The 26,077-nt window shown below is 27.3% G+C and carries 18 protein-coding genes and 1 tRNA gene; 8 read left to right on the forward strand and 11 right to left on the reverse strand.

What is annotated here, in order from left to right; genetic code table 4:
- Positions 1–339 precede the first annotated feature (339 nt).
- The 8 genes from UDIV_RS03780 to plsY all read right to left on the reverse strand — a co-directional run bounded on the left by UDIV_RS03780 (position 340) and on the right by plsY (position 13,773).
- Positions 340–1,563, reverse strand: a complete 1,224-nt coding sequence (locus UDIV_RS03780) for a lysylphosphatidylglycerol synthase transmembrane domain-containing protein (protein WP_051749533.1) — start codon at positions 1,561–1,563, stop codon at positions 340–342.
- A gap of 63 nt (positions 1,564–1,626) precedes the next feature.
- Complete coding sequence (polC, locus tag UDIV_RS03785; protein ID WP_038103546.1) at positions 1,627–5,931, reverse strand: DNA polymerase III subunit alpha; 4,305 nt, start codon at positions 5,929–5,931, stop codon at positions 1,627–1,629.
- A gap of 292 nt (positions 5,932–6,223) precedes the next feature.
- Positions 6,224–7,354 carry a methionine adenosyltransferase gene (gene metK / locus UDIV_RS03790; protein ID WP_038103549.1) on the reverse strand — a complete coding sequence of 377 codons (1,131 nt, stop codon included), beginning with the start codon at positions 7,352–7,354 and terminating at the stop codon, positions 6,224–6,226.
- Between the two features lie 17 nt (positions 7,355–7,371).
- Complete coding sequence (gene tsaD / locus UDIV_RS03795) at positions 7,372–8,334, reverse strand: tRNA (adenosine(37)-N6)-threonylcarbamoyltransferase complex transferase subunit TsaD (RefSeq protein ID WP_038103573.1); 963 nt, start codon at positions 8,332–8,334, stop codon at positions 7,372–7,374.
- A 2-nt stretch (positions 8,335–8,336) separates the two neighbouring features.
- Positions 8,337–11,027, reverse strand: a complete 2,691-nt coding sequence (gene ileS / locus UDIV_RS03800) for an isoleucine--tRNA ligase (RefSeq protein ID WP_038103552.1) — start codon at positions 11,025–11,027, stop codon at positions 8,337–8,339.
- A 92-nt stretch (positions 11,028–11,119) separates the two neighbouring features.
- Complete coding sequence (cls, locus tag UDIV_RS03805; protein ID WP_231428091.1) at positions 11,120–12,724, reverse strand: cardiolipin synthase; 1,605 nt, start codon at positions 12,722–12,724, stop codon at positions 11,120–11,122.
- A 107-nt stretch (positions 12,725–12,831) separates the two neighbouring features.
- Positions 12,832–12,920: transfer RNA gene (locus UDIV_RS03810), tRNA-Ser, on the reverse strand.
- A gap of 67 nt (positions 12,921–12,987) precedes the next feature.
- The gene (gene plsY, locus UDIV_RS03815; protein ID WP_051749534.1) at positions 12,988–13,773 is read right to left on the reverse strand and encodes a glycerol-3-phosphate 1-O-acyltransferase PlsY; all 786 of its coding nucleotides are present in this window, start codon (positions 13,771–13,773) and stop codon (positions 12,988–12,990) included.
- A 162-nt stretch (positions 13,774–13,935) separates the two neighbouring features.
- Between plsY and UDIV_RS03820 the strand changes: the two genes are divergently transcribed.
- From UDIV_RS03820 to dcm, 5 genes are all read left to right on the forward strand, one after another.
- Positions 13,936–15,153 carry a DUF1600 domain-containing protein gene (locus UDIV_RS03820; protein WP_051749536.1) on the forward strand — a complete coding sequence of 406 codons (1,218 nt, stop codon included), beginning with the start codon at positions 13,936–13,938 and terminating at the stop codon, positions 15,151–15,153.
- Positions 15,153–16,364 (forward strand): acetate/propionate family kinase, encoded by a 1,212-nt coding sequence (locus UDIV_RS03825; RefSeq protein ID WP_038103553.1) that lies wholly within the window; start codon positions 15,153–15,155, stop codon positions 16,362–16,364. The genes UDIV_RS03820 and UDIV_RS03825 overlap by 1 nt, the downstream gene beginning before the upstream one ends.
- A gap of 2 nt (positions 16,365–16,366) precedes the next feature.
- Positions 16,367–17,284: a deoxyribonuclease IV gene (locus UDIV_RS03830; RefSeq protein WP_038103556.1), complete on the forward strand. Its 918-nt coding sequence runs from the start codon at positions 16,367–16,369 to the stop codon at positions 17,282–17,284.
- Between the two features lie 58 nt (positions 17,285–17,342).
- Positions 17,343–17,966: a uracil phosphoribosyltransferase gene (gene upp / locus UDIV_RS03835; protein ID WP_038103558.1), complete on the forward strand. Its 624-nt coding sequence runs from the start codon at positions 17,343–17,345 to the stop codon at positions 17,964–17,966.
- Between the two features lie 162 nt (positions 17,967–18,128).
- Positions 18,129–19,085 (forward strand): DNA (cytosine-5-)-methyltransferase, encoded by a 957-nt coding sequence (gene dcm / locus UDIV_RS03840; RefSeq protein WP_197021682.1) that lies wholly within the window; start codon positions 18,129–18,131, stop codon positions 19,083–19,085.
- Positions 19,086–19,480: 395 nt separating this feature from the next.
- Here dcm and UDIV_RS03845 read toward each other — a convergent pair whose 3' ends face one another.
- The 3 genes from UDIV_RS03845 to UDIV_RS03855 all read right to left on the reverse strand — a co-directional run bounded on the left by UDIV_RS03845 (position 19,481) and on the right by UDIV_RS03855 (position 22,675).
- Positions 19,481–20,281: a hypothetical protein gene (locus UDIV_RS03845; RefSeq protein WP_038103560.1), complete on the reverse strand. Its 801-nt coding sequence runs from the start codon at positions 20,279–20,281 to the stop codon at positions 19,481–19,483.
- Positions 20,272–20,679 carry an Mbov_0400 family ICE element protein gene (locus UDIV_RS03850; RefSeq protein WP_038103563.1) on the reverse strand — a complete coding sequence of 136 codons (408 nt, stop codon included), beginning with the start codon at positions 20,677–20,679 and terminating at the stop codon, positions 20,272–20,274. Before UDIV_RS03850 ends, UDIV_RS03845 begins: the two co-directional genes overlap by 10 nt.
- 619 nt (positions 20,680–21,298) lie before the next feature.
- On the reverse strand, positions 21,299–22,675 hold the full coding sequence (locus UDIV_RS03855) for a hypothetical protein (protein ID WP_038103565.1): 1,377 nt from the start codon (positions 22,673–22,675) through the stop codon (positions 21,299–21,301).
- A gap of 494 nt (positions 22,676–23,169) precedes the next feature.
- Between UDIV_RS03855 and UDIV_RS04235 the strand changes: the two genes are divergently transcribed.
- From UDIV_RS04235 to UDIV_RS03865, 3 genes are all read left to right on the forward strand, one after another.
- Positions 23,170–23,712, forward strand: a complete 543-nt coding sequence (locus UDIV_RS04235; RefSeq protein ID WP_051749538.1) for a hypothetical protein — start codon at positions 23,170–23,172, stop codon at positions 23,710–23,712.
- Positions 23,697–24,845 (forward strand): IS1634 family transposase, encoded by a 1,149-nt coding sequence (locus tag UDIV_RS03860; RefSeq protein WP_231428092.1) that lies wholly within the window; start codon positions 23,697–23,699, stop codon positions 24,843–24,845. The genes UDIV_RS04235 and UDIV_RS03860 overlap by 16 nt, the downstream gene beginning before the upstream one ends.
- A gap of 386 nt (positions 24,846–25,231) precedes the next feature.
- On the forward strand, positions 25,232–26,077 hold an 846-nt coding region (locus tag UDIV_RS03865; protein WP_038103567.1), incomplete at its 3' end, for an Mbov_0400 family ICE element protein.

The raw sequence follows: 26,077 nt of genomic DNA on the forward strand, positions 1-26,077 counted from the left end.
ACTACAAAATACTGTACCAGCTGTCGTTTTTGAAAACTATCCAGTATTCTTATTAGAAGTAGATAAAATTGATAATTTAAGTGAATACAATCTTAAATTTGATTTTAAGGATAAAGAAAAAGACGAACCAGTTGAATGAGATTCTTTTCCTTGAAATGAATAATGAGTAGATAAAATAAAAAAACCAATAATAACTTTTATTAAATTAAATCAATACCAAACACTATAGTCATAGTAATTTTACTATTAGCTATCATTATCAACATAACAATCTAAAGTTGCAATTAAGATTACTTAAAAAACATCCTTCTCTTTTTTTAGTAAGGATGTTTTTTGATACTAATTATAATTAATCTTTTTTTGAAAATAATCATTCTTTTTCTTATCTCATTTAAATCGATAATTGTTTTTAAATAAGAAAGTATTGTTTTGTTTATGGTTGATTTTAATTTGTTTAATAAAGATTCTTCAATCTTTAATTAAGAAATAACTAAAGCCAAAGATCCCAACAAAAGCGCATAAATATAAACTAAACATTCTTCAAATAAAAATAACTTCATTAATTAGTTGATCATTAATTTTAGCTTGATGAGGATTATTAAAAGTAAGGAATTGTTTAAGAATATATTGCACACTACCTTCAGATCCTGGGATAGGAACAAAGTTAGTTGCTGTAATTGATATGTTAGTGTAATTAAACATATCAAAATAAATTAGGACCGGATCTTTACTAACTAATAAATAACTTATATAAGTTAAACTATAAAAACAAAAATTAAACCCTAAACCAATCAAAAGTGCTGTTATGTTTAATCAAGGTAAACGCATATAGTAGTGATAAACTCTTTTGAAGTTTTCACCTTCTTTATGCTTAATTAATAATTGTTCATAAGTATCATATTTTAGTTTTAAGACTTTTTTGATTTTATTGTAGACACGGTTAATAAACAAATGTACCTTAGAACTATATCCTAAAACAAAATATAAGGATGCAATTACCATATCAACAAGTGTTCCAACTACAGCTAATCAAAAGAAATAAGGAATTGGTTGATTAAGTGCTGTATAGAAAATATGGATATTATAAGATACATAAAATAAGGAAGGTAAAGTAATTATTAACTGTCCTAGTTCATAATAAGTTGAACAAGCTAAAAGAAATGCTGAATTATGACGAATATGGTTTACTTTATGTTTTGTTAGAAAATAAACACTAAATGGTTCAGATCCAATTGAAAAGGGAGTTGATGCTGTTAAAAACAATAAACTAAAAGCATACAAAATCCATTCATACCACTTAATCGTTTTTACTTTATTCTTTTTTACATAAACATAATGTAATAGTACAAAAATAAAAGCACGAAATAAACTAAAACCAATTAATAAAAGTAATCATAAAGTAGCTAAATTATTACTATTTAATGATGTTTTTAAACTAGTGAATAAGTTTTTAAAGTCAATGTCTAGAATTAATGAAATACTAAACCCAACCATTATTGCACTAACAATAACACCAATACTTAGTAAGATAATATTCCTTTTTGTTCAAAATGATCCGTTCATATTAGTTAATTAATACCACAATTAGATTTAATAATTTAGTTAATAATCAAAAATAATCCTAAATTAAAATAAAGTCAACTGATCTGTTTCGCTTAGTTCATCAAGTGCACCAATTTTTGATAAATTATCAAGATCTTTTTTTGATAGTTTAGTTCTAGCTTTTAGATCTTCAATAGTTGCAAATTGTAATTCATCTCGTGCACTTACAATACTGTTTGCAACAATCTCACCTAATCCAGGAAGCATTGTAAAAGGTGGGATAATACTATTTGTTGATCGATCAATTAAAAAGTCAGTTGCAGCTGATTTTTTAATATCAACATTATTGATTTTAATGCCTCTAGCTAATAGTTCAACCATAATTTCATAAGTGTTTAATGATTCAAGTTCAGCTGTTGTTGGTTTTGGTCCATTTCCATTTTTGGCTTTATTTTCTTTATCAACAATTCGTTTATATTCTTCTTCAATTGCTAATTTCCCTTTTTTAATAATTAACATATCAACTTTTTCAGCTCGCACACTTAAAAAAGCAGCATAGTATTCAAGGGGGTAATAAAGTTTAAATCAAGCAAATTTATAAGCGTGCATTACATAAGCAGTCGCGTGTGCTTTTGGGAACATATATTTAATCTTATTAGCTGATTCAATATATCATTGTGGAATTTGTTTTTCTTGTAAGATCTTTTGATGATCTAATTTAATTTTCTTACCTTTTCTTACATCTTCCATTACAGCAAAAGCAATTGATGGTTCGATGTTTAAAGCGATTAAATAGGTCATAATATCATCCCGACAAGCAATTACATCTTTTAGTACTTTACCTGATTTAATTAATGATTGAGCATTATCTAATCAAACATCAGTTCCATGAGATAAACCTGAGATCCGTATCAAGTCAGCAAATGATTTAGGTTTGGTGTCAACTAACATTTGTCGCACAAACTTAGTACCAAATTCAGGAATACTAATAGCTCCTGTTGTCTCGTTTAAAACATCACGTGGTTCTAGATTAAAAACAGATATATCACTAAATGATGCAATAACTTTTAAATCATACATTGGTACATCACGATCATCAATGTTTGTTAATTTTTTAATAAGGTTTAAAATCGTTGGATTATCATGACCTAAAATATCAAACTTTAATAAATTATCATGTAAATATTCAAAAGCAAAATGGGTTGTTAATCAGTTTTCTTCTTTTTTATTAGCTGGATAGTTGTATGGTGAGAAATCAAAAATAGATAAATCTTCAGGAACTACAATAATTCCTCCTGGGTGTTGTCCTGTTGTTCGTTTTGAGTTAATACAAGCAAGTGCATATAACATAATTGTTGAATCACGAACTTTAGGATCTAGTTTTTGTTCTTCAAAATATTTTCGAACCATTCCAAAAGCTGTTTTTTCAGCAACTGTTGCGATTGTTCCAGCTCTAAAAGCATGTGAAGATCCAAAATATTCCATAATAAAGTTATGAGCTGTTTGTTGATAAAGTCCAGAAAAGTTTAAATCAATATCAGGCACTTTATCAGCATTAAAACCTAAGAAGGTTTCAAATGGAATATTATGCCCATTTGTTGTTAAAGTAAGATCACAATTTGAACAATTCTTAGGTACTAAATCAAACCCATCATCAGCATCTTCAACAAACTCACAATATTTACATTTAGTACATAAATAGTGTGGGGGTAGGGGGTTAACATCAGTTATATCTAAAAATGTTGCAACAAGTGAAGAACCAACCGATCCCCGACTCCCTACACCATATCCATCTTCTAAAGATTTTTTTACTAATAAGTGTGAAATTCAATAAACAACAGTAAACCCGTGTTCACTAATTGCATTTCATTCTCGATCTAATCGTTTTTGAATAATTGGGTGTAAATGATCTCCATAAATCCGGTGGGCAGTTTCATAAATATAAGCCTTAGCTTTTTCATTAACACCTTCAATTTTTGGAGCATATAAACCACTTTTAAGTGGGGCAATACTATCATCAATTAAATCTACTATTGCTTGGGGGTGATTGTAAATAATATCATTAATTCAAGTTTCATTATTTAAATATGAAAGTTCAAATTCAGCTGCTTTAGCATCATCTAAATAAAGATCTGGTACATATTTTTCATGACTAAATCGGTGTGATTTCCCTTCTAGTTGTTTTGAATGAACATATACATCATAAAACTTTTTATGATCAGCATCTAAAAAGTAGGGAGTATTTGAATACACTACTTTTTTATTTAATTCATAACTAAAACTAACTAGTTTAACAAAAGCATGTTTAAGATCTTCTAAACTAATTTTATTTTGTTCATATGTTAAATGAGCTTGGGTTTTAAGAGATGGTAATGTAATAAAATCATACGACTGTATAATACTTTTAATTTCTTGATCAGTTTTAGAAAATAAAGCTTCAATTAGATCAGATTCATGAACTGCATTAGTTGTTAATAAACCATTTTCTCTTTTCTTTTCAATTTGTTCTCTATAAAGTGTTGGTCTTGAAAAAAAGTTATCAGTATGAGATAGTGAAACTAGCTCATACATATCTCTTATATTTTCTTGTTTTTTAACATATAGATTTAATCATTTACCAAAGATTCTACTTCTTAGTGTATCGTTTTGTAATTTATCATTAATTTCATTTAAATTAGTTATTGAATACTCATGAAATAATTTATCTAACATTACTTTAAAGACTTGATTTAATACTTCTGCATCATAATCAGCCCTATGTGCACTGTCTTCATTATAATCAATTCCATACTTTTTACATACTCATCCTAAACGGTGACTTTTAAAATCTTTATTGATTGCTCTTGAGATCATTAATGTATCAATCACAGGATTATTAAGTGGTTCTAGATTATGATGAACTGCTCTAATATTTAAGAAGTTAATATCAAAGTTAATTGCATTATGAGCAACTAGTACACTGTCTTTGAAGAATTCAAAGATTTTTATTAATCCTTCTTTTTCAGAGATTGCATCGGCAATATCAGAATTAGTAATATTAGTTAACTCTTGAGTTGCTAAACTAATTTCTTTATTTGGTTTTAAAAAGAAACTAAGTCTACCTAAAAGTTCGTTGTTTTTGATCTTGATTGCTCCAATTTCAATGACTCCATCATAGTTTGGAAAAAGTCCTGTTGTTTCAATATCAAAAACAACATAAGTAGCATTATTTAAGTTTTGATCACAAGGATTTAGTACTAGTTCAATATATGATGGAATTTCTTCAGTTTCAATTCCATATATTATTTTTAAATCACTTTTAGTTTTGTTTAAATAAGTAAAAATTTCTGGATATGCTTGTACAACATTTCGATCAGTAATACCAATTGTTTTTAAATTGTTTTTAGTAGCAAAATCAATTAAGTCTTTGGGTTCAATAATTGAATCAAGTGCACTCATTTTTGTATGGAAGTTGAATTCAATACGGGGTGAGAAAAAAGCTTGATCAATTTGTTGTGGTTTTAATAATAGTTTGTTAATTTTACCAACGAAGTTTTGTTTAACTCCATCGTTTCGTGTTGGTAAAATTGTAATAAGTGCAACAATTCAATCATTCTTTTTGATTTTTTCTCGTTCTGGATTTTCGTTTAAAGCAAATTCAAAAATTTCAAGAGTATTAGTGTCATCTAAAATTCTAAATCGATATATAAAACCATTTCTTCTTGATTCTTTTTCAACATGAAAAACTTGTCCTTGAACCCATACTTGTTTCATTTCTTCAGTTACATCATTTAGTGGGATTGGATTCATGGCATTGTGAATTGAATTAGTGTATTTATAATCATTAATTGCTTTAGTTTGAGCTTCTTGTTGGGCTTTTATAGTTTCAAGTTTTTGTTGTTGAGCAATTAATTCTTTTTGGGTTCGTTCTTGGTTTTCTAATAAATATGCACTACTGTTATCAATGTATTCAATATCAATTGTGTTTGTATTAATTGATCAATCTAAAAGTGTTTTTAATAATTGTTCTTTAGCTGCATTAACTTGTTGGACAAAATTTAAATCATCAGTTTTAAAACTAAATGATGCTTCACTAAAACTAACTGAATGAATAGTTTCTAGATTTGAATTAATTTTTAAAGAACAATCAGCTACAGCTTGATTTCAAAATAAAGCAAGTTGGTTTTGATCAACATTTTCTCAAGAGTTTATTAACTGGATTTTAACACCATCAATTTTTGGTTTAATTGATTTTAGTTTTTGAATTGTAGCAAAATCAACAAATGATTCAAAAAGAAGTGTAAGCGTTGCTGTAAATCTATCTGTTTGATTCATTTTGATTTTAAAATTAGGTAATTGATCAACTAAAGCTTGATCAATTTCAGCTATTTGTTCTAATTTCGCTTTCATATTTAAACACTCTTTCAATCAATATCATTATTTAGTTTTAGATCATCTTAATATATATTAAAAGTAAGTTTTAATATCAATAATGATTTATGCAGTTAAGATCTAAAATAATCATAACACTAACAACTATAGTATTAATTTTAATAACTTTATAATAATGTTATTAAATATTTAAAAAAATCTTTAAAGCTACTAAAAATTACTTAAAAATGGTATTAAAAGGATTTTTATTATATTATTCTAAGTATTATTAAAATAACAAAAAACTGACCAATTTGTGGTCAGTTCCGTTTTATTTAATGTTTTTAAGTAAAGTATCAACTTTATTTGTTTTTTCTCAACTTAGATTTAAATCATCTCTTCCAAAATGCCCATAAGTTGCTGTTGGTTGATAGCTTGTTTCTAATAAGTTTAGATCAGCTATAAAGTCTTTTACTTTAAAATTAAAACTTTTCTTAATTGCTTCTAAGATTTTAGCTTCAGGATATTTGTTTGTATTGAATGTTTCAATAAACATTGCAACAGGAGCAGGTTGACCAATAGCAAAAGCTAATTGGATTTCACAACGATCTGCAAGTTTAGCAGCTACTACATTCTTAGCGATTCATCGTGCAAAATATGAAGCACTTCGATCAACTTTAGTTGGATCTTTTCCAGAGAATGCTCCCCCACCATGACGAGCAATCCCACCATAAGTATCAACAATGATTTTACGTCCAGTTAAACCAGTATCCCCAATTGGACCACCAATCACAAATCGACCAGATGAATTGATGATTTTAATAAAATCAGTATTTAGATGATATTTTTTAGCAAGATCGTCCATGATTGTTTTAATTTTATTTTCAAAGTAATCACGATCATAATCTTCATCATGTTGAATACTTGTTAAAAAAGTATGAATTCTTAGATTTTGACTATCTGTATAATCAATTGTAACTTGTGATTTCATATCAGATCTAATACCAACAAATTCACCACTTAATCGTTGTCTTTCTATTTCAGCTAAGAATTGATGAGCTAAAACAGTGGTAAATGGCATATATTGTGGTGTTTCATTACATGCATACCCAAACACAATTCCTTGATCTCCAGCACCAATTTCTTCAGTTTTTTTGTTAACTGATTGAGCAATATCAACAGATTGTGAATTAACATTTGAGATAATTGTAAAATCATTTTCAGTATATCCTAGTGGTTTAATAATCTCTCAAGCAGTTTTTACTACATCAACATATGCATCAGTAGTAATTTCACCAGCAATTACAATTAAACGATTACAAGCTAATACTTCACAAGCTACACGTGAATTTTTATCTTGTTTTAAGCAAGAATCTAAAATTGCATCACTAATTTGATCACAAATTTTATCTGGATGTCCTGCTCCAACACTTTCACTAGTAATTAATTTTTCAAATCTCATATATTCCTACTTTTTAATTATTTAACTAAAATTGATTTTTTATTATTTTTGATTAAACCATAAGCATAAGCACCGATCATTGCAGCATTATCTCCAGTGTAAAGAAGTTGTGGAAGATAGACTGTTGTATCTAGTTTTAATAATTCAGAACGTAGTAAAGAATTAGCAGATACGCCCCCACCAACTAATAAATGCTTTAAATTCGTTTGGTTTAAATAATATTGTACTTTTCTAACAATTTCATTGATCGCAAATTTTTGAAAACTTGATGCAATTTGTACAGCATTTATTTTCAATTTCTTTTGACTATGGTTATGAATATAGTTGATGATAGCTGTTTTAAGTCCACTAAAACTAAACATTGCATCAACAGGAGCTTGTTTAATAAATTGTATATCAGCTTGTTTAGGATCATAATTCTTATCAATAATTGGACCACCAGGATAAGCTCATCCCAAAGTTCTTGCTACTTTATCAAAAACCTCACCAACTGCATCATCTCGGGTTTGATTTAAAACTTTAATTTCATCATAATCATTGATCTGATAAATCACCGTTTCCCCACCTGAAACAACAAGGGCTAAAGCTGGTAAATGGATCGGTTGATCAATGATTGATGAAAATGCGTGAGCATGTAAATGATTAATTGGTACTAATTCAGCATTTAGTAAACTTGCTAATTCTTTAGCAAATACTTTTCCAACATGTAAACAACCAGGTAAACCTGGAAATGCAGTATAAGCAATGTGAGTGATAATAAATGGATCAATGTTTGCTTTCTGAATTGCTTCTAAATATACATTAACAATATTTTGTTCGTGATAACGACTTGCTAATTCAGGGACAACACCTCCATGAGCTGCTTGGTTTTCACTTGATGAACTAATAACATGAGCTAATAGTTTTTGATTATTAAAAATAGCAACAGATGTTTCATCACAACTAGTTTCAATGCTTAAAATAAAATAATTTTGTTCCATAACTATTTTTGTTTTTGCATCACTTCTATACATCTTTTTGAAACTTCATCATTATACATTTCTTCATCTGGATAATGGTTTCAACAACGTAAACATTTTTTAAAATTAGCATTACTTACAGCTAATTGATCACCAAATTCAACTTTTGCTACATTGAATCATTTCTTTAATAAACTAGTATTATTAGCTAATTCAGCATCTTTAATCATCGCTTTAGATAAAACTACAAGTGCTTCATTATTCTTTTTAATTAAGTTTTGTTTTCGTGCTTTTTCTAATTCATTAAAGACAACATCTTTAATTTCAAAGAAAGCTTGCATTTGATCTGTATCCCCACTAAATTTAAAATCATCATCTACTAAAAATTCTTCTAGTTTAACTGATTCTAATTTATCTGCATTTAAGAAAGAATAAGCTTCTTCAGTTGTATGTGGAATAATTGGAGTTAATGCAATTAATGAATGTTTAAGAATAAAATAAACAGTTGATTGAATTTGTCTTCTAGCTACATTATTTATTTCTAAACAATATAGATCATCTTTAATGTTTTCAAAATATCAAGAAGATAGTTCAAGAACAAACTTATTAAATAAACGAATTACATCCATGAAATTATATGTTTCATAAGCTACTTTAACTTGATCCATTAAATCCTTAAATTGCTTTAGAACATATAAATCTTCTTGTCTAACATTAGTTGTATAATGTTGTTTAAAATCAAAATCAGCTAAGACAGATAAAGAATATTTAAATAAGGTATTACGGATTCTTCGATAGATTTCTGCATTCTGTTTTAGAATATCTTCACTAATTCGTATATCACTACTATAATCAGAATTAGCTATTCAGATTCTTAGAACATCAGCTCCATAAACATTACATACACTTAGTGGATCAACAACATTTCCTTTAGATTTAGACATCTTCATTCCTTCACCATCTAATACCATTCCATGGGCTAGAAGGAATTTATATGGTGCTTTATTATTTAGAATAGTTCCTGTAATAATTGAAGAGTTAAATCAACCACGATACTGGTCTTGACCTTCTAAATATAGATCAGCTGGATAGTTTAAATTATGATGTTTTAAGATACTATAAGAACTTCCTGAATCAAATCAAACATCCATAATATCTTTTTCTTTATAGTATGTTTGATTTGTATTTAAATATTTCTCTGTTAAAAATTCTTTAACATCTAATTCAAACCAAGCATTTACACCTTTTTGATCTAAAACATTGATGATGTGATTAACTAATTCAAGATCATTAATTGGATTATAGTCTTGATCAAAAATCATTGGGATTGGTACACCTCAAACCCGTTGACGAGAGATACATCATTCTTTTCGATTAATTACCATCTCTCTCATTCGCTCTATGCCCTTAGAATTAGTTGAAGAAATATCATTATCAAGTGTTTTTAAAATCGCTTCTAAGGCATTTTCAACAGATACAAACCATTGTTTTGTAGCTCTGTACATAACGGGTTTTTTAGTACGTCAGTCATGAGCAACACTATGTGTTATTTTTTCATGGTGAATAATTAAATCTTTGGCTTTTAGTCGCTGTATAATAACTGGATTAGCATCTTCGTAGAACATATTTTCAAGTTCAGGATCATTAACTAAACTATTATATTTTCCATAATTATCAATGTTAACTAAAGCATCAATCCCATATTTTTTACAAGCATAATAGTCTTCTAAACCAAAACCAGGAGCATTATGAACAAGTCCTGTACCATCAATTGAAGATACATAATCATCTAAAATAACAAAACATTCTTGATTGTTAATTGGTGAAATATATGCTTTCTTTTCAAGTTCTTTTGGATCTAAAGTTTTTATAATTGAATAATTTTCTATTCCTACTTTTTTAGTAAACGATTCAACTAAATCAGTAGCAATAATTAATTGTGAACTGTCTGTTTTAATTAATGAATAGCTAATATTAGGGTTAATAGCTACTGCTAAGTTAGCTGGTAAAGTTCAAGGAGTTGTTGTTCATATTACTAAAGCAGTATTTTGATTGTTAAATAAAGCATCATCTTTAAGCATTAATTTAACAAAAATAGCATCTGAAGTTCGTTCAGCATATTCGATTTCAGATTCAGCAAGTGCAGATTGAGATGATCAAGATCAGAACACTGGTTTAAAATCTTGATAAATATAGCCTTTTTCTAAAAGTGTTTTAAAAAGGTTAAGTTGATCGATTTCAAATTGATGATCAAGTGTATAGTAGTTAGTTTTAAAATCAGTTAAAAGTCCAAGTCGTTGAAATTGATCTTTTTGAATAGCGATTTGTTCAAGAGCATATTCTTTACATTGATCTCTACGCTTGCTTGCACTATCATTAGCTAGCTTTGTTTTCTTAGCTAAAGCAACTTCAATTGGTAAGCCGTGTGTATCTCAACCAGCAATAAAAGGAGCATAAAAACGGTTCATGTTTTTATATGTAACAATAATATCTTTTAAGATTTTATTTAAAGCATGACCGATGTGAATTGATCCGTTAGCATATGGTGGACCATCATGTAATACAAAAGTAGGGTAGTTTTTGTTTTTAGCTAATAATTGTTCATAAATTTTATGATCATCTCAAAATTGTTGAATTTTTGGTTCTTTTGTATTTAAATTTGCCTTCATTTCGAACTCTGTAAAAGGCATATTCAGTGTGCTTTTATAATCCATAAGTTTGCTCCTTTTTATATTGATTTTTTTAAAAAATCATATTATAATATTTTACACTATTTTAAAACTAAAAAATAAAGCATTGCTAAGTATTAAAGCAATGGTTGGAAAATGTTAACAAAGATGGTTTCAACAACCTGTCTTGCGGTTGGTTTTTGTTCAAGATCTTGAAGCGTCACTAATTTTGAATTATTAGTCATCTCTAAAAATAATTTTTGAATCTGATGATTTGTTTTTTTAGAATAGATGAAAAGTAATGATTCAAAATTAATAACAAGAGCTCTATTGTCTAAGTTATATGAACCAAGTAAAGCTGTTTCATTATCAATTAAAACTGCTTTAGTATGCATAAACCCAGAGTATTCATAAATTTTAACCCCTGAACTAATTAACTTCTTATAACTTAATCTATTCATTGATAAGATAAAAGGTGATGAATCTGTTCTTCCTGGCAACATAATTTGCACATCAATCCCTGCATTTGCAGCAGAGCATAATGCTACAATCAACTCTTCAGTTGGGAAAAGATAAGGAGTGAAGATACTAATTGATTTTTTAGCATTAGCAAATGCCATTGATAAAATTTCAATTAATGAATTAGTTGATTGATTTGGACCTGTGTGCATTAAACAAGTCATTGTACTTTCTTTAATATCATTAATGCTTGGTGTACTATAATCTTTGATCTCAAACTGATCAATACCCATTTCATTAATTAATTGATCGAAATCTAATTTATGTGATCGTGGTACATAATAATATCAATCATGAATAAACTCAAGTAGCATTGTATGAACAATACCACCAGACACAAAGTAATTAAGATCCATTCAGTGACCAATACTTCGATCAATGTTTAAGTATGAATCACCAATATTAGATCCACCTGTAATTGCATACTTCCCATCGACAATTAAGTATTTTCGATGGTTTCGGAAATTAATTGTACTTCGCATCTTTAAATCAGCTTTAGCATGGAACTTAGCTACTTTAATACCATTAGCTATTAATTTAAGTTTTGTTTCTTTTTTAAACTTAAATAAACTACCTACTCAATCATATAGTAAATAGATTTTAATACCCTCTTTAGCTTTTTTAATTAGTTCATTCACAATAACATCTAATCAACTTCCATCTTCAATAATGAAGTATTGTAAATAAATTGATTTTTCTGCTTTACGAATCAATTTAATTGTTTCTTCAAACATCATAGTTGGTTCTTCAATTAAACGAATCTGAGCATCATTATAAATTGGTGTTCCATATAAGTTATAACTATATTTAACAACCTTAGCAAACAACTCTAAACCTGGTTCTGAACTATAGTTATAGCTCATAAAATCGTGAATAAAACTGTAGTCTTCATATTCAAATAAGATTTTTCTTTTTTGAATAATATCCTTCTTTTTCTTTTCTTTAAAAGCTTGTTGACCAAATAATAAGAAAAGAATAATAGCAATCAATGGAAGAATTAAAAAAGCAAATAACCAAGTTTTTTTACTTCGATCATTTCTTTGTTGAGAAGAGAGAATATAAAGACCAAGTGTGATGTTTAATAAATAAGCTGCTGATAAACAAGTTGAGACAATAACAACTGTTCGATTAAAGAAGTGATAACTTACTAAACCTACACCAATTACGATTAAAGCAATTATTAAGATAACAATAATTTTTTCTAAGATTCGATTCTTGATCATACTAAAAAGTAAACCTTCTAACTATAAAGAATTATAAACAATTAATAAGGGTTAAAAATAAAAAAAGAAAAAAGCAGGAAGAACCTACTTTTTTTATAAACATTTAATGGCGGAAACAGTGGGATTCGAACCCACGCGCCGCAGAACGACCTAACACCTTAGCAGGGTGCCCTCTTAACCACTTGAGTATGTTTCCAATCTTTTAAGGAATTTATATAACCTTAAAATTATAATCAAAAAAGTAATAAATTACAACAATATTTTTAATTCTTGATTTGTTCTTCAGCTTTTTCTGCTTTATTTTTTAATTTAGAACTTAAATAAGTTTTATTTTCAGTTCTTAGAATTAATCGTTCAATATTCTTTTTGTGCTTTAAGATAATAAAGCCAGCTGATGGAATTGTATAAATTAAAAGATATGAAGTACTTCTTATACTTGGATTTAATGCATAAACAAAATAATTGATATCTTCATTAATATATGGACTGTAATTAATTCCAGGAATTAAAACTAATACAGCACAAATTGATGCAGCTACAATTGAAGCTAAAGACATATAATGCTTAGTTGCTAAAATAATTAAAATAATAATGATCCCAACTAAAGCAACAAAGGGGTTCATTACAATTAACAATCCCCCATAACAAGCCACTCCTTTTCCTCCCTTAAACCCAAAATAGATCGGAAAACAGTGTCCTAAAATCGTAAACAAACCACCAAAATAAACTAAGATAGCTATATTAAAACCATTACTAAAATCAAATGGTGATCGTAGTTGATATTTATAAATTAAGAATGTAATTGAGACTGTTATAATTGGTTTTAATATATCTAAAAACATTGTAAGAAGCCCTAATTTCTTACCATGAACACGCAACATATTTGTTGCCCCTGCATTCTTAGATTCTTGCTCTCGAATATCTCTTTTTTTAAAGATTAATCCTAAGATAATACTAGCATTTAAACTTCCAATTAAATATGAATAAATCGGTGCTATTATCAAGGTTAGAATATATCCAAGCATAACCTGGTAAATTTGATTATCCATAATCAACCTACAATCTAAATTAGCTTAAAAGTATTAATATATATTATATAATACTAATAAACTTAATCTTAATCAATAATTAGACTAAAACAATTAAATAAAATGCTTTAGCTTATAATTTTTTAAAATATACTATAATATTGTCTTTATTAAGGAGTGGTTATGAAAGTTAAAAAACGATATATCAACCGTTCTTTTAATGAACAAGTTAATCGATATTGAAATAATCAATTAATGCAAATAGTACCAAAACTATTAAATCAGATCATTATTACTAATGCTTTTTTGTTGATTTTTATTATTTGTTTAAGTGTGCTTTTAGCACACGATCAACAATTCTTAAAATATCCGATTGATTATACAATTTCAAACTATTCATATTTACCCCAACAACAAGCAGGAGCTGTTGGTTTATATAGTATTATTTGGTATTGTTTTGTTAATGTTTTATTCTTTTTAAATATTTCTAAAAATAAACATTTTACAAAAAAGGAATTTGTTAGTTTAGTATTTGCTTCTATATTATTTAATCCTTTTGCTTATTATCAATTAATTAAACATATTAAAAGCAAAGCTTTTTATTGATCAAAAACATTTTATTGAATCTTAAGTGATAATAATAAAATTGAATTTAATATTAAAAATAAATTATCAATTGCTGCATTAATTGCTTTTATTATCTTCTTACCTTTTTGTTGTTTATTCTTATTAGATTACTGACCAGTTGATTTAAATAACATTAAACCAGATTATAGTGATATTAATCTAAAAACTAAGATCTATTATGGATCTAACTCATGAATTGGTAATTTACACTATTTTACAGTACAAAGTAACTGAATGGCGATTGTTGTTTTATTGATTTATTTAATTAATCCAAAAGCAAGAATTGTTAAAAACAACACTTATTTAATTACCATCTTAGTTTATATATTAATAGTTGGAATAATTTGAACAGGAGTTTTATATCCATTTAATTCACGTTCACCATCTTGATCTTGATTTAACTCTTTAACAGGTTTTTATCATCATATAGTAACACCAATTACTTTTTTAGTGTTTGCTTTATATGTACTTTTTAATAACAAAGTAGCTACTACAATTAAATATAAGCACATTATTTGCTGCACTACTTTCTATTTTAGTATTTATTTATTGTATGCTATCTTTTTACCAATTGTAGCTAATGTCTCTGTTTATTCATTAATGACTAATGTATGACCATTTCTAAATGGTGATCCAATTATGTTATTAGTGTTTATTGGTGTTTTCTTATTAATGATTGCTACAACATCAGCTTTTTGAGCAATCAATAATAAAATTGTTAAGAAGTTTAATAAACAACTTATTCATAATCCAATAATTAAGGAAACTAATTAATGATATTAATACTTAACTTAGGGGGCGAATCATTAAAGTTTAGTTTATATGGATCTAAACATAAACTTTATGTTAGTGGTAAGATCAAAATGATCAAAAACCTCAAGTTTATTGATTATAAAATTAAACAAAAACACACTAAATTAAAAATCAATGAACCAGTTGATAATTATGTAGCTTATTTATTAAGTTTCTTAGTTAAACAAAACTTAATTAGTACAATTGATGATATAAAACATTATGTACTAAGAATTGTATTTTGTGATTATACTAATAGTCCTGTTGCTTTGTTAGATGATCAATTATATGAAAACATCAAAGTAAATATTACAGTTAGTCCTATTCATAATGCCTTAAGCATTACTTTAATCGATCAAATTAAAACTAGTGTTAATAACCCTAGTATCATTTGTGCTTTTGATTCATATTTCTTTAATAAAATAGCAAATAAAAAAATACCATTAAACCAACGTTTAGCTAATAAACTAAAATTATACAAACGGGGGTTTCATGGTATTTCTTATGCTTATTGCTTAGAAACCTTTATAAGAAGTACAAAGATCAAAAAACCAAATTTAGTAATGGTACATTTAGGATCTGGTTGTTCAGTTTGTTTAATTAAAAATGGAAAAGTAATTGATTGTTCTATGAGCTACTCACCCCTTAGTGGTTTATTAATGAAAACTAGAAGTGGAGATCTTGATCCAGCAATTCTTCTTAAAATTAGTGAACATTATCAATGAGATCTTAAACAAACCATTGATTATTTAAATAAACAGAGTGGATTAAGTTCATTAGTTAAAGATGATATTAATAAATTAATTAATTTAAAGACATTTACTAAAAACCAAAAACAAACTTTAGATATGTATACTAACAGTATTATTAAATACATCCTATTATATTTAAATCAATTAACTAAAGTTGATGGGATTGTATTTACTGGTGGGGTTTGTGAGTTTAATAGTCAAATCATAAGATTAATTGTTGATCAAATCAAGCTAATTGATTTAGATCTAATCAATACTAAATTCATAGCTTCAAATCAATTAAATAAGATTTCAGTTGATTCATCAAAGTTTGATCTTTATTTACTTAAAACAAATGAAAACTTAATGATGCTTAAATATACTAATATGATGTTAGAAGCAAACAAAGTTAAACTAAAACAAACTAATCAAGAAGATCTTGAAGAACTAGAAGGAAATTAATTATGAGCAAAGAGTATAACTTAATTATTGGATCACATGTTAGTTTAAAAGCTAAAGACTTCTTTTTAGGAAGTGTAAAAGAAGCTATTAGTTATAATGCTAATACATTTATGGTCTACACAGGTGCTCCACAAAATACAAAACGTCAACCAGTTGAACAATTTAAAATTGATGAAGCATTTGAACTACTTAAAGCTAATAATATAGATCCTAAAAATTTAGTAGTTCATGCCCCATATATCATCAACCCTTGTTCAGCTAAAAATGAAACAAGAAAATTAGCAGCTGATTTCTTAATTAAAGAAATAGAAAGAACAGCTGCTATGGGGATAAAATATATTGTTTTACACCCAGGAAGTGCTCTTGGTCAGGATTTAGAAACAGCTACTAAACAAGTAGCTTATGCTCTTAATAATGCTTTTAAATTAGTTGATAATGATGTAGTAGTTTGTTTAGAAACAATGTCAGGTAAAGGGAGCGAAATTGGAATTAATACAGCCCAACTAAAAATGATCATTGATCAAATAGAGAACAAAGATCGAATTGGTGTTTGTTTAGATACTTGTCATTTACATGAGGGTGGGATTGATTTAACACCAGCTAGTTTTGATCAATATCTAGAAGATTTTGATCAACAAATTGGTTTAGAGTACATTAAGGTTTTACATATTAATGATTCTAAAAATCCAATAAGCTCTCATAAAGATCGTCATGAAAATTTAGGATATGGATATATTGGTTTTGATGCATTAATTCATATTCTATATCATCCTAAACTTAATCATTTACCAAAGATCTTAGAAACACCTTGGTTTGATATAGATGATAAAAATAGTGTTCCTATTTATAAATATGAAATTGAAATGATCAAAAACAAACAATGGTTTGATATTAAAAAACAATTAACTAATAACAAATAAGCATTGATTAGGTATAATAATTATAATGTGCTTTTTAGCACATCATAAGGAGTTTTGTATGCATACGATTATTAACCATCCGCTTATTAAAGATAAACTAACAAGAATGCGTAAAGTAAGTACTGATACAACTTTATTTCGTACTAACTTAGAAGAATTAACGCAACTTATGGTTTATGAAGCAACAAAGGATTTAAAATTAAATGAAATAGAGATCCAAACCCCAGTTGTTAAAAAAGCTAAAGGTTATAAATTGAAAAACAAAATTTGTCTAGTTCCAATCTTAAGAGCTGGAATTGGAATGGTTGATGGAGTTAAGAATTTAATTCCAACAGCAACTATTGGTCATATTGGTTTATATCGAAACGAAGAAACACTTAAACCAGTTGAATACTTTAAAAAATTCCCACCACATATTGCTGAAACTGATGTGATCATTTTAGATCCAATGCTAGCAACAGGGGGAAGTGTTGTTGAAGCAGTTAATATCGTTAAAAAGTTTAAACCTAAATCTATTAAATTTGTTTGTATTGTAGCAGCTCCTGAGGGTTTAAATGAGATTCAAAGAGTCCATCCAGATGTTCATGTTTACATGGCTGCACTTGATGAAAAATTAAATGAAAACGGATACATTACACCAGGGCTTGGGGATGCTGGTGATCGTATCTTTGGAACTAAGTAATTAGTTATTAATGATCTATAAAAATACTAGTGTTTTACTTTTATATTAAAGTCACTAGTATTTTTATATCTATATATTTATAATTAATTTAGTAGTTGTATAATCAATTTATAAATCTAAAGGTGATTGTTACTAATAATAGTTAAAAGGGGGTTTGAGATATTGAAATTTTTTGATTTTTGTTCTGGGATTGGAGCAGGAAGAATTGGTTTAGAAAATAATGGTTTAGAATGTGTAGGACATTGTGAAATCAACAAAGATGCCCTTTATACATATCAACTCTTTTTTAATGATCATAGAAATTATGGTGATCTAGTACAAGTTGATATAAATCAACTACCAGACTTTGATTTGATGATTGCTGGGTTTCCTTGTCAAACATTTTCAATTGCAGGGAAAAGGGCTGGATTTGATGATCAAAGGGGATTGATCATCTATTCATTAATTCAAATTATGAAACATAAAAATGTTAAATATTTCATCTTAGAAAATGTTAAAGGATTAATTAATCATAATCAAGGATCAAGTTTTAAAACAATCATAAGTGAACTAGAAAGCATTGGTTATAATGTTTATTATAAAGTTTTAAATAGTATTGATTTTGATGTATCACAAACTAGAGAAAGAGTATATATTGTTGGTTTTAAAAAAGAATATGATAATAATGTTTTTAAATTTCCAGATAAGATCATATCTAATCTAGTTTTTGATCATTTTATTGATCCTGACAATGATCTTGAATTTAATATTTATGATCCTATATTTCAAAAATATTTAGCTAATAAATATAATAACAATCAATTTAGTAATGAACAAATACTAAGTTGAAACAATTATGTTATTGATTGACGACAATCAGATTTAAGAAAATATCATCAATATTTCCCAACACTAAGAGCTAATCGTCATGGTTTACTTTATATTAAAGATAACAAGATTAAAAAGCTAAGTGGGTATGAAGCATTACTGCTTCAAGGGTTTGATAAAAAGCTTGCTTCTAAAGTTAAAGAATACAAACTAAACAACAATAAGATATTATCTTTAGCTGGAAATGCTATGACTGTTAATGTGATTGATGCTATAGCTAAAGAGATGATTAAGAATATGAAAAAACACTAGTATGATCAAAAGTACTAGTGTTTTTTAAGTACAGATAAGAAGCAGTAAATTAACTACTTATTTATTACTTTTGTAGTTTTTAATGCTACATATAAACTCAAAACAAACCACTTCTTTAAAAAGGCGGGTGCATCATTTGAAGTTTCAATAACACTTACTGCTGTTAAAATCCTAGAAAAAGATATGCATCATCTAAACTTCTTGCATTAACAAAATAGTGCATTCTTCATTACTATCAAACCAAACAACAACTGGTTAATTATTAATGGGTTCTTGATAAACATTAAATGAAATATTATGTTCTTATCTATAAGGTTTAATTTTATTATATCTATGATTAATAATCACAAATCTTTTTTAAGTTTTAGATTAAATTGTTTTTCAATTCGTTCAACTTATTGTTCTATTTCTTGTTGTTGACTACTAACAAGATTTCGCTCTTCTAATTGCTTTTGAATAATAGAAATATCTTTGATTTTTAATCTTATCCTAACAAAATAATTTGGATTTAGAGCTGCTTGATTAATAACCCTTTTGTTTCTTTTTAATCAATCATCATACTCCTCTTTAAAACAACTATTATTAATTCATTCAACTAATGATTCATTATCTTCATATGCTTCTTTGAATTCTAAAAGTTGTTTATCATCTAATTTACTGAAAAAATGGTTATGTTGATTATTTTTTAATTTTCTTGAGTTGTAGTAATATTCATCTTCATAATTTAAATTAGTTTTTGATTCGCCTCAAGAAAGTGTAAGACTTCCTCAAATATCAACATCACGTATCACATAGTTTTTAAAATCAACATTATCTTTCAATTCTATTTCAACCAATTTAATAATTTCATAAACACTATATCCCTTATCTAGCAATTGTTTATCATAAAGCAAATCGTAAATTGGTTTATTAATTCTAGTATCATCAAATCATTCTTTAGCAAAATCAATAGCACTTGAAATTCAATTCAATACAACAGGTTTGTATCATTGATTCTGATAATTATTATAAAAATTCTTAGCTCTTTCAAGAGTTTTTGAATCAGCATTTTCTTCTAATTTCTGAATTCAACTACTTTCTCGTTTAAAACTATCTTCGCTTGCATACAATAGTTTTGGTTCAATGATAGGAGTAATTTGTTTGCCATTTTCAAGAGCTTTCTCACACTCATCGAAATTTTTAATTTTTACATCCATTGATGAGATGTCTTTTTTTCTAGGTTTTTTTCGATTTTGTCAATTATTTTTATAACATATGGATAAGGAAGTAGTTCTACATCTAGTGGATCGTTATTTCCATAAAGAATTTCAAATTCATACTTGTTCATTCGAAAAATTTGAGAACAATCTACTAAACTATCTTCATAAAATAAAACTTTTTTTGATGTTAGAATTGCTGGAATTAAAGTTTCAGTTTCAAAAGGCGGTATTTTTATTCCACTTTTTGTTGCACTTCTTGCTTTAACAAAATAATACATTCCTTCATATTCGTTATATCAAATAACAACAGGCTGTTCATTAATTGGTTCTCCATAAACATTGAATATTATTGTGTATTCGTTAAAACAAGATGGGTAATTTTTAAATTCAGACATAAAAACTCCTACTAATTTTCTTTTAGTTTCTTATTTAGATTCTTTAATAAGATTTATTTCTTTAGTGCCTAATCAATTATATTGAGATCGTCAATGTTGTTTATTATCTATTTTAGCAAAAAATAATCTTGTTAAGATTTTGCAAGCGTAGTGCAAGACTACTTCAAACATTTGTATTGTGCACTTATTATCCTTTAAATTCTTATTTATTAAAAACATTTTCTTAAAGAAATTTAATAATTTCAGCTACATTATAATTTCTATTTAATATTTAATACTCATATAAAGTTATAAACAAAATAACTAACATTATCTCTTAAATATTTCCTTCCAATATAAACCCTATCAGTAATAGAAATTAATTCATTTAAGAAATTACTTTGCTTATACCTTATTTAAATAGGTATTTTATTACTTAAATATTGTTGGTAATTAACTAGCTTATGTCTAGTAATTGAATTATTTTAAGAGATCTGTTTGTAGAGATAAAACTTAAATTGATTTAATTTTCTAATTTTATTAAGGTTTTTATACTTAATGTTAATTAATACCTTCTAAACTAAGGTAAATAAAAAATACTAGTGGGTTATAATCTCACTAGTATTTAATTTGTAATAGATTAATTAGATTTGGGCGGAATAGTAATAGTGTTTGAAGTTCCTTCTAATATATTTTTCTTTGCACCATCACCATCTAATCATAATGCTATAACTCTATATGTTCCTGGTTCATTATCACTGTAAGCTTGTGAAGTAGAAATTGTGAAAGTGTAGAATTCTCCTTCTTTTTTAGGGTTTAGGTGATAAATAGCGTTATCACCGGTTCCAAAAGTGGTAGACGAATCATTAAATGTAGATGTACCATCTTTCTCAATTACAATACCAAACATCTTTCGCTTAATTTTGTCATAGTTTTGAGTAGATGTTTTAATTGTAAAATACAAATATTTACTACCATTTGGATCTTGTTTTCTTTCAAGAGAATTAGTGCTTGCTGGGCTTATTTTTAATTCTGAAGCAATTACTGTAGCTTCTTGTTTTCTAGCTTCTTTTAAAATATTATCTATCTCGCTAATTTTTGAAATTTCATTAATTTTTTCTAGATCCTCTAGTAATTTACTCTTTTGGTCTTCCTTTATGTTTTTGAAATTTTCTATTTCTTGCTTAGCTGCAGCTTTTTTCTCACTAAAGTCTTTATATTTTTTATCTTCTTTTTTTGCTTCATCAAGAATCTTTGTTACTTGATCAATTTGTGATGGGTCATCTATCTTATCGATATTTGCTTTAATTTCATTCAATCTATCATCTGGAATATCTGTTAATTCATCTATTTCAGCCTTAGCACTTGTCTTCTTATCTAATAACATTTTATCAGCTTCAGCTTTCTTTTTAGCTTCTGCTTCTTGTTGTGCTTTTAACTTTTCTTCTTCACTTTGTTGTTTATTATCTTCACCGTTTTGAGAACCATCACCACTTTTACCACCTTGTTCTTTATCAGTAGATTCTCCTTTATTTTCTGCTCCTGAACCATTTTCTTTAGGTGATTCAGTTACTTTTGGATTTTGTCCTGTTGTAGGTGGTGTTTGTTCAGTTTTATCTTTAGAACCAGATTCAGTACCAGAACCTACACTTGGTTTATTGCCTTGAGTTTTTGGATCTTTAGGTGTAGTTTCAGGAGTTGAAGAATTAGTTGGTGGAGTTGTTGGGTTGTTCTTTGTACCTTGGCTTCCTGGATTTGCAGGCTGAGTTGCACCTGGTGTAGTATTAGTTGTCCCACCGTTATTTGAACCTTGCCCACTTGGATTTGTAGTGCTACCACTTCCTGGGTTTGAAGATTCGTTACCGCCTGTTTGTGGTTGTTCTACTTTCTTTTCAGTGGGTTTGGCTGGTTTTGCTTTCGTTGGTGCACAAGCTGCAACCACTCCTATAACACTAACCCCTGCCATAATAGCACCAACTGCAAGAGTTAATGCCTTTTTATTTTTGAATTTACTCATATATTAATAAATCCTTTGATAGTTAAAATTATGTTGAAAATTCCTTTTTAAAAGTTTGGTTTGAGAAATATAGAGCAATTCTAAATTCAATTTTTCGTGCTGCAAAAAAAAAAAAAAAGACTTTCTAGGTAAATGTTCCGGTTTAACTACTTTTAGGATATATAAAAATTGTTAGTATTTTCATAACTACCTAACACCAACAAATAAGCTTAATCATATCTAAAATAAAAAAAACAACTAGCCCATTTCAAGTACCTGTGTTTCCTACTTGTTAAATTAGACCCTTAACTTAATGACAAGGTAAAGGTTTTTTATTTTTCTTTTATATACTTATACAAAATACAACTTATAAAAGAATTTAATCAGCAAGATCTTTTTAAAATTATTGTTAGCATATTCTTTTTTGCCACAAAAAGAATTTAAATTTTTATTTTGTTTTTATATTTAAAAAATAAAAAAATTTATAATAATTACAAAGATCTAAGTATTTAGATATGAAAACGAGTAAAAATATGAAAAGCAATAACAAAACTTCTAAAAAAACTACAACTAAAAAAGAGAAACGCTCACCTACTAATTCAGCAGGTACTAATACTAAAAAGTTAGAAACAAAAATTGTAATTAGTTCAGTTGACGAACTGATGATGTTTAGTGATGAATATGATTGAGATGAAGAATTAAACGCTCAAGATTTTCCATTTATGACGTTTGATGATAAAACTAAACAGGAAGTAAAATCTGTTTTAGATTCAAATGAGACGGCTAAAAATGAAGTTAAAGAAGAATATAAAATGTTTTCATTATTTGAGACATTATTTGATCATTTCGATCTTTTAAAAGGGTGCTCAAAAACAAAGTCTAGTTCCTTAAGAACAATAATGATTCAATTGCTTTCAGATCGAATCAAAGAACCTAAAAGTATACTCGGTACAATGAAATTGATTGAAAAAGAAGAACAAGATGTTTTCTCTAAAATTCATATTATCAATCTCTTGAGTATCTTGCGAAAAATTCACATATATTGCTTAAAAATTTAAACGACAAAATTAGTGAAAAATACGAAAGAAACGTTAGTGTAATGTGGTTTGATTCAACCTCAGCTTATTTCGAAAGTTTCACTAGAACTGAATTAAAAATATCTGGTTATTCAAAGGATACAAAAACCGAAGAAGATCAAATTGTAATCGCAATGGCAACTGATGAAAATGGAATTCCAATCCACTATAAATGTTTCGCAGGAAACACTACAAACCAAAAAACATTCATTCCGTTTTTAGAAGAATTAGCAAGTATATACCAAATTAAAAACATCACAATTGTTGGTGATAAGGCTATGAATAATGATGAAAATATTAGTTTCTTAGAATCTAACGGCTGAAATTATGTATTTGCTTATCGATTAAAAGCGACAAAAAAAGAAATCAAAAATGCTATTACAAACTTTGACGATTGTATTCAATTAAATGATAATTTTAAATACAAAATTATTGATTTGAAACGAACAAAAAGTGATATTCAAGATGCTGCATCAACTCAAAGATTAGTGGTTGTTCATAGTGAAGAAAGAGCTAGAAAAGATCGAGATGATCGAGAAGTTCTAATCAACAACTTCACTAAGAAAATGGATAAAAAAGGTGTTGTTACACAAGAAAAACTAATGGGGGTTAAGAAGTGTAAATACTACAAAGCTGTAGATAAAACGACATATTATATTCTTGATCAAGAAAAGATTTTAGAAGATGAAAAATACGATGGTTTTTTTGTTTATGTAACAAATCGATTCGATTTATCAGTTCAAGAAATAATGGAAATTTATACTAAACAATGAAAAATCGAATCGAACTTTAGAACTTTAAAAAGTACTCTTGAATTAAGACCAATTTACTTATCTAAATACGAACACATTTTAGGATATTTGTGCTTATCTTTTGTGTCTCTTGTTTTCTTAAGATTTATACTACATTGAATGAATGAGGAACTAGTTGCTCAGGGATTAGAAAAAATTACTGAACAAAAATTAGTTGAAATAGTAAATGATGTTAAATCAATTAAAGAGATAGTTAATAATATGGTTGTTAATGAGATTGATTTTGTTAACAATGGTACAAAATCCAGCTGGATTATCTATGAAAAAGTGTTAGCTTGAGCATCTAAAAAAGGGATGATTTAACGACATTATTTTTAAAAATCTACAAGTAGTAAACACAGAAACACCTCTAAAAACCAAGCACTAGTACCAATCTATAATAAAATAATACAAACAATGTTGTTGATGATTTAGATAAAGTACCACTTAAAAGAAGAAAGCTTAATAGAGAACTAACACAAGAAGAAAAAGAAAAAGCAGAATACGAACAAAAAGTTAAAACATTTACTGCTATTTTTGTACCAATTGGACTACTTGTTTTAGGGACAATAGGGTTCCTTATCTGATATGTTTATGTTAGAAAATTCAAAAATAAAGTTAAATAAGATTAAGGGTATCAAAAATGATACCTTTTTCTTTTTCTGGTATAATATTAAATAATAAATTTAATATTAAATAGGAGTATTAATATGGAATTTAAAGAATTTACACCTTATATGCCAAGACATAATATACTTTTTAATGTTTATGGGCAACCAATAGATAGACACCCTGTTGTTATTTGATACAATGACTACGAGGGGATGTATTATTTCGTTAAAGCACGTAGTGCTAATAAAAAAGGTATAACAAGAATTAAATTTTCAACAGAAATCCTTATTCCTGCAAGTGCAACAAATTCTGATTCTTTATTTTCTGAAGATAGTTTAATTGATTGCTCACAAGTCTTTCAAATGAGCAAAAAAGATTTCCAAATCGCTTATGGAAGTAATAAGACTTTAAGTGTGGATGAACTTCCTTTTAATTACGCTACACAAATTATCAATGAAATTGAAAAAAACCTTAAAAATGACCACATCTCATTAATGAATGTAAGTATTAAAGGTTTTAACAACCAAAAACAACCTATTATTGAACCAGAATTATTGTATGCAAGCGAAGCTAGTTTTAACCAAGAAAAAGAATGGTACGATGATTTAACAAGCGATGCAATAAAATCAAGAATTGCTAAATTTTTAAATACTTATCATCAAAAAACTAACCAAGCAGCAGAATTAAATTCTATTAAAGATGGTGTTTATATAGTAAATGAAGAGTTAAGGTATAGAATTAAATATCCTATTTATCATTATATATATGATAATGAACTATTAGATAAAGGCTACAGTGTAGCTGAAATTATCGATTTAATTAAAAAAGATATCTTTAACACAGAAGAATTTAAAGACTATAAGGTATCAGATGCTGATGTTTGGGGTAGTCTTAGACTTCCTTGGGGAGAATCAAGAGCAAAATCAAATATTTTAGATGAATAC

The organism is Ureaplasma diversum NCTC 246 (assembly GCF_000731915.1).
Classification (GTDB): domain Bacteria; phylum Bacillota_I; class Bacilli_A; order Mycoplasmatales; family Mycoplasmoidaceae; genus Ureaplasma; species Ureaplasma diversum.